Source organism: Streptococcus sp. 3109 (genome assembly GCF_013276905.1).
Classification (GTDB): Bacteria; Bacillota; Bacilli; order Lactobacillales; family Streptococcaceae; genus Streptococcus.
Genome location: NZ_VMLY01000004.1, coordinates 62,271 through 69,048, shown reverse-complemented (window position 1 = coordinate 69,048; position 6,778 = coordinate 62,271). Strand labels below are relative to the sequence as shown.

Annotated in this window: 6 protein-coding genes; 4 read left to right on the top strand and 2 right to left on the bottom strand. The window is 42.6% G+C overall.

Going from position 1 to position 6,778, the window contains the following annotated elements; genetic code table 11:
• Positions 1-284: 284 nt before the first annotated feature.
• From adhP to HT698_RS02635, 4 genes are all read left to right on the top strand, one after another.
• A complete protein-coding gene (gene adhP, locus HT698_RS02650) occupies positions 285-1,304 on the top strand; it encodes an alcohol dehydrogenase AdhP (RefSeq protein ID WP_173218042.1) in 1,020 nt (339 codons plus the stop codon).
• Positions 1,305-1,539: 235 nt separating this feature from the next.
• Positions 1,540-2,529, top strand: a complete 990-nt coding sequence (locus HT698_RS02645) for a PTS sugar transporter subunit IIB (protein ID WP_172930959.1) — start codon at positions 1,540-1,542, stop codon at positions 2,527-2,529.
• Positions 2,530-2,556: 27 nt separating this feature from the next.
• Positions 2,557-3,360 (top strand): PTS mannose/fructose/sorbose transporter subunit IIC, encoded by an 804-nt coding sequence (locus HT698_RS02640; protein ID WP_173218044.1) that lies wholly within the window; start codon positions 2,557-2,559, stop codon positions 3,358-3,360.
• Positions 3,361-3,383: 23 nt separating this feature from the next.
• Positions 3,384-4,295, top strand: a complete 912-nt coding sequence (locus tag HT698_RS02635) for a PTS system mannose/fructose/sorbose family transporter subunit IID (RefSeq protein WP_050222832.1) — start codon at positions 3,384-3,386, stop codon at positions 4,293-4,295.
• A 185-nt stretch (positions 4,296-4,480) separates the two neighbouring features.
• Here HT698_RS02635 and pepC read toward each other — a convergent pair whose 3' ends face one another.
• Both pepC and HT698_RS02625 read right to left on the bottom strand, forming a co-directional pair.
• Positions 4,481-5,815 (bottom strand): aminopeptidase C, encoded by a 1,335-nt coding sequence (pepC, locus tag HT698_RS02630; RefSeq protein ID WP_173218046.1) that lies wholly within the window; start codon positions 5,813-5,815, stop codon positions 4,481-4,483.
• A 111-nt stretch (positions 5,816-5,926) separates the two neighbouring features.
• Entirely contained in the window at positions 5,927-6,649 is a 723-nt protein-coding gene (locus HT698_RS02625) for a pseudouridine synthase (protein WP_164227028.1), read from the bottom strand.
• Positions 6,650-6,778: the final 129 nt, after the last annotated feature.

Here is a 6,778-nt window from a genome sequence, read left to right as displayed (position 1 = left end):
CGAAGTCAGTAACATATACCTACGGCAAGGCGAAGCTGACGTGGTTTGAAGAGATTTTCGAAGAGTATGACCAGCTTGCGAGCTGGTCTTTGTGCTCTTTTCACAGTCTCATCAACCAGTTAATCGATTGTTCTATTTTTTACCCCCAAAACCTTGGAAAAGGCTTTCTTTTGTGATATACTTCACATATAAAAACAAGAGAGCTCGTCACACTCGACTCTGTTGACAAAAAATCAATCCAGTCCTGTTTCTCCTGCTCTCAGTTAATATCAAGGAGGATAGCTATGAAAGCTGTTGTTGTAAATCCAGAAAGCACTGGTGTTGCTGTTGAAGAAAAAGTACTCCGTCCACTTGAAACTGGGGAAGCACTTGTAGAAATTGAATACTGTGGCGTTTGCCACACCGACCTCCACGTTGCTCATGGTGACTTTGGTCAAGTCCCAAGACGTGTTCTTGGCCACGAAGGTATCGGTATCGTTAAAGAGATTGCTCCAGATGTGAAAAGCCTTAAAGTCGGTGACCGCGTCAGCGTTGCTTGGTTCTTTGAAGGATGTGGCACTTGCGAATACTGTACAACTGGTCGCGAAACCCTTTGCCGTACAGTGAAAAATGCTGGCTACTCAGTAGACGGTGGTATGGCTGAACAATGTATCGTAACTGCTGACTATGCTGTTAAAGTTCCTGACGGACTTGATCCAGCCCAAGCTTCTTCTATCACATGTGCTGGTGTAACAACCTATAAAGCTATTAAAGAAGCCAAAGTTGAACCAGGCCAATGGGTTGTTCTTTACGGTGCTGGTGGACTTGGTAACCTAGCTGTTCAATATGCTAAAAAAGTATTCAATGCTCATGTTATCGCAGTTGATATCAACAATGACAAACTTGCCCTTGCAAAAGAAGTAGGCGCTGACATTGTTATTAACGGCCTCGAAGTTGAAGATGTACCTGGACTTATCAAGGAAAAAACTGATGGAGGTGCTCACTCAGCTGTCGTAACTGCTGTGTCTAAAGTTGCCTTCAATCAGGCTGTTGACTCAGTTCGTGCTGGTGGTCGCGTAGTCGCTGTTGGTCTTCCTTCTGAAATGATGGAACTTAGCATCGTAAAAACCGTTCTAGATGGAATCCAAGTCATCGGTTCTCTTGTAGGAACTCGTAAAGACTTGGAAGAAGCCTTCCAATTCGGTGCAGAAGGTTTAGTAGTTCCAGTTGTTCAAAAACGTCCAATAGAAGATGCCGTAGCCATTTTCGACGAAATGGAAAAAGGTCAAATCCAAGGACGTATGGTACTCGACTTCACCCACTAATCTAATAGAAACCTATTTTAAAAGTTGGAAGCTTCTTTCAACTTTTTTATATTAAATTTTTAAATGTGGATTCAATATTACTCCTCAAAAAACTCAATATATCAACATCCAAAAGTAAAAGTTTTTTTAATTTTTTATGATAAATAGTTGCTTTTTACATGAAAACGGTTTATACTTAAACAGTCTTAAAGTTTTCTTAAATGAAAACTAAAACAAAAAAGGAGGAATGACAATAATGAGTATCGGAATCATTATTGCGAGCCACGGCGAATTTGCTGCGGGTATTCATCAGTCAGGATCTATGATCTTTGGTGAACAAGAAAAGGTTCAAGTTGTGACCTTTATGCCAAATGAAGGTCCTGATGATCTATACGCTAAGTTTAATAACGCTGTTGCTGCATTTGACGCAGAAGATGAGGTTCTAGTTTTGGCTGACCTTTGGAGTGGTTCTCCATTTAACCAAGCTAGTCGCGTGATGGGAGAAAATCCTGAGCGTAAGTTTGCCATCATCACAGGACTTAACTTACCGATGTTGATTCAAGCCTACACAGAGCGCCTCATGGACGCTGCTGCAGGTGTAGAAAAAGTCGCTGCGAATATTATTAAAGAAGCCAAAGATGGCATCAAGGCTCTTCCAGAAGAGCTAAACCCAGTTGAGGAAGTAGCAAGCGCTGCAGCTGCTCCAGTTGCCCAAGCTGCTATCCCAGAAGGAACGGTCATTGGAGACGGTAAATTGAAAATCAATCTTGCCCGTCTTGACACACGTCTACTTCACGGTCAGGTTGCAACTGCTTGGACTCCAGATTCAAAAGCAGACCGTATCATCGTGGCTTCAGATAACGTGGCTAAAGACGACCTTCGTAAAGAATTGATTAAACAAGCAGCTCCAGGTAATGTCAAGGCTAACGTGGTTCCAATTCAAAAACTGATTGAGGTTTCAAAAGACCCACGTTTTGGAGAAACACATGCCCTTATCTTGTTTGAAACACCTCAAGATGCCCTTCGTGCCATCGAAGGCGGCGTGCCAATCAAAACTCTTAACGTTGGTTCTATGGCTCACTCAACAGGTAAAACATTGGTCAATACTGTTTTGTCTATGGACAAAGAAGACGTTGCTACATTTGAAAAAATGCGTGACTTGGGTGTTGAATTCGATGTCCGTAAAGTACCAAATGATTCTAAAAAAGATTTGTTTGACTTGATTAACAAAGCCAATGTCAAATAAGCCATTATTTATGAAAGGATTTTAAAGATGTCTATTATTTCTATGGTTTTAGTAGTCGTTGTAGCCTTCCTTGCAGGTCTTGAAGGTATCCTCGACCAGTTCCAATTCCATCAACCACTTGTAGCTTGTACTCTTATTGGGCTTGTAACAGGTCACTTAGAAGCAGGTATTATACTTGGTGGTTCTCTTCAAATGATTGCCCTTGGTTGGTCAAATATCGGTGCTGCTATCGCTCCTGATGCTGCACTTGCTTCTGTCGCTGCTGCCATTATCATGGTTCTTGGTGGTGACTTTACCAAGACAGGTATCGGTGTTGCCCAAGCGGTTGCCATCCCTCTTGCCGTTGCTGGTCTATTCTTAACTATGATTGTACGTACAATTTCAGTTGGATTGGTTCACACTGCTGATGCTGCCGCTAAAAAAGGTGACTTCGGCGCTGTGGAGCGTGCGCATTTTATTGCGCTACTTTTCCAAGGACTTCGTATTGCGCTTCCTGCAGCTCTTCTCCTTATGGTACCAACTGAAACTGTACAAAGTATCCTTAGTGCTATGCCAGACTGGCTCAAAGATGGTATGGCTATTGGTGGTGGTATGGTCGTTGCCGTTGGTTACGCCATGGTTATCAACATGATGGCAACTCGTGAAGTATGGCCATTCTTCGCTCTTGGTTTCGTTCTTGCTGCCGTATCAGACATTACTCTAATCGGATTCGGTGCTATCGGTGTTGCTATCGCGCTTATCTACCTTCACCTTTCTAAAACTGGTGGAAATGGTGGTGGTGGTGCCGCAACTTCTAACGACCCAATCGGCGATATCCTCGAAGACTACTAAGATAAGAAAGGACTGAAAACATCATGACTGAAAAACTTCAATTAACTAAATCAGATCGTAAAAAAGTTTGGTGGCGTTCAACCTTCTTACAAGGGTCTTGGAACTTTGAACGGATGCAAAACTTGGGCTGGGCTTATACACTCATTCCAGCTATCAAAAAACTCTATACTAAAAAAGAAGATCAAATCGCTGCTCTTGAGCGTCACCTTGAGTTCTTCAACACTCATCCATACGTAGCTGCTCCAATCATGGGGGTTACTCTTGCGCTTGAAGAAGAACGTGCTAACGGTGTGGAAATCGATGACGCTGCTATCCAAGGGGTTAAAATCGGTATGATGGGACCTCTTGCTGGTATCGGTGACCCAGTATTCTGGTTTACAGTACGCCCAATCCTTGGATCTCTCGGTGCTTCACTTGCCCTTACTGGCAATATCTTGGGTCCACTCCTCTTCTTTGTTGCATGGAACTTGATTCGTATGTCATTCTTGTGGTATGTTCAAGAGGTTGGATACAAGGCTGGATCAGAAATCACTAAAGATATGTCTGGCGGTATCCTTCAAGACATCACTAAAGGAGCTTCTATCCTTGGGATGTTCATTCTTGCTGTCCTTGTTCAACGCTGGGTAAATATTAAATTTGCTTTCGATGTTTCTAAAGTTCAACTAGATGAAAAGGCTTATATCCATTGGGATAAATTGCCAGAAGGATCTAAAGGTATCCAAGAAGCATTCGCACAAGTAGGACAAGGATTGTCTCAAACACCGGAAAAAGTTACTACTTTCCAACAAAACTTGGATATGTTGATTCCTGGATTATCAGGACTACTCCTTACTTTACTTTGCATGTACTTGCTTAAGAAAAAAGTATCTCCAATCACTATTATCCTTGCACTCTTCGCAGTGGGTATTGTGGCACATGTTCTTCACATCATGTAATCAAGCAACTTAAAAGGAACCAGGTTCTAAAATCTGATTCCTTTTTTCTATGCTTTTATACTCAATGAAAATCAAAGAGCAAACTAGGAAGCGAGCCGCAGGTTGCTCAAAACANNACGAAGTCAGTAACATATATCTACGGCAAGGCGACCTTGACGTGGTTTGAATTTGATTTTCGAAGAGTATTATTCTGCCAAGGCTCCCATTGGATCCCAAGGTGCGAGTACAATTGGTTCTGCTTCATAGGCTGCTTGTTCTTCTGCTGTCAGCAATTCCTTACGGACAACGATTTGGTAAGTGTATTCGTCCATCCAAGCGTCTGAGGCAACAAAGTAACCATCTGTACCTACCTTATCTCCCCAAGAGTTTTCAACCTTCCACTTGGTTGACTTACCATTTTCATCCAAGTCAACACCTGTCAAGACCATAGCGTGGGTCATTAAGCTTTCGCTGTAGTCCAAACGTCCAGCCTTGTCTTGAGTGAGTTTAATGTCCATGCTTGATTCAAAGTCATAAACATCTGTCGCAAGAATTCCAGCTTTGCGGTTGCTGAGCTGACCGACATCTGAACCAAACCAAACAGTCTCACCTGCTTGCATTTGAGCAATTGCCAACTCTTTCAAGCGCTCCATAGGAACGTTGATGTAGCGAACCGCACGGCTACCAACCACATTTCCTAACATCTCAACTGTATAAGATTTGCCGTAAGGCTTGTCAGCAGTTGGAGCATTGATAACAGAAACGTAGTCTTCTAGCGGAAGATTGACATATTTCTTGTAAAATTCTTGTGGAGTAATGCTCTTTTCACTTTGGTAGTTGTTATCCTTATCACGATAGGCAAAGTCAAATGTACGTGGTGGAAGGCCTAGTGACATGGCAAGGAAGTTAAAGATTTCTTGCAAGAGGTCTTCTTTTTTAGCTTGAACAGTCGCTTGGTCTGCGCCAGAAGCAAGCAAGTCACGCAAAATTTGAGCATCTTGACGAAGCAATTTGTTGAGAATGGCATTTAGCTCACGACTGCTACTAGATGAAACTGACTCAGGGTAAACTGACTTAGGCACGACACCATATTTTTCAAAGAGAGATACCACCATATCCCATTGACCACCATCTTGTTGAGGTGTTTGAAGTAGGAATTTAACCTTACGGCTCGTCAAGTCTTGGTCTGCAGTCGCAATGACTTGCTCCAAGAACCAGTTTGATTTCTCATACTTGTCCCAGAAGAAGGTGTGGGCCTGTGATAACTCAAAATTTTCTAGTTTGTATTGTGAGATGAGCTTGTGGCGGAAGGTGTTGAGAGCCGCAAACATCCAGCAACGACCAGATGCTTTCTGGTTAGTAACCTTGTCCTTGGTCAAATCCAATGAGAAAACAGGTGTGTTGTCTACATGGCTTTGGCGACGTTCTAGAGCTTCAAAAATTCCGTTGTGGCTGGCAGCATTTTCAATCGCTTGGTATTTTACATTTGCTTCATAATTGGCAAATAGTTTATCAGTAAATGATTCTTGAATTGCGTTCATAGATTCCTCCTTTTATTCTACAGTCTATTATAACTCTTTTCACAAAGGAAGCAACTGAAAAACATAAAAGGAGAGGATATTCTCCCTCACCTTTTTAGAATATAAATCAAATTAAGCAATACTAGCAAGGAGAATTTCTAATTCTTCCTTGGTCAAGCGACGCCATTCCCCTCGTTCTAGGTTCTCATCTAATACTAGCGTTCCCATAGTCAAACGTTGCAAGTCTACTACTTCCTTGCCACAGTAGGCCACCATACGCTTGACCTGATGAAACTTCCCTTCTGCAATGGTCACACGGATTTGGCTCTGATTCTTTTCTGCATCTGTGGAAAGAATCTCCAGTCTAGCGGGCTGACAGGTAAAGTCTTTGAGCGGAATGCCCTTGGCAAATGTCTCCACATCTTCTTGGGTCATAATTCCCTTGACCTGAGCCAGATAGGTCTTGTCCACATGACGCTTAGGTGAAAGAAGAGCATGAGCCAGCTGACCATCATTGGTCAAGAGCAAAAGACCATGCGTGTCAATATCCAAGCGCCCTACTGGGAAAACTTCCTTGCTCCGAGCAATATCATCCAGCAAATCCAACACCGTTCTGTGCTTAGGATCCTCAGTCGCTGAAATAACTCCTTGGGGCTTGTTCATCATGTAGTAGACAAATTCTTCATACTCCAGCACCTGCTCGTCAAAGCGAATCTCATCTCTTTCTTCATCAATCTGCAATTTAGCTGACTTTTCTTTTTTACCATTTACCGTCACGCGCCCAGCCTTGAGCAAGTTTTTGACCTCAGTCCGACTTCCCACAGCGCAGGCAACTAAAAATTTATCTAATCTCATAGAACTATTATATCATATCAAAAGGAGACTGGTACAATGACCAACCTCCTTTTCGTTTCATACTCTTCAAAAATCTCTTCAAACCGCGTCAAGGTCGCCTTGCCGTGGGTATGTTACTGACTTCGTCAG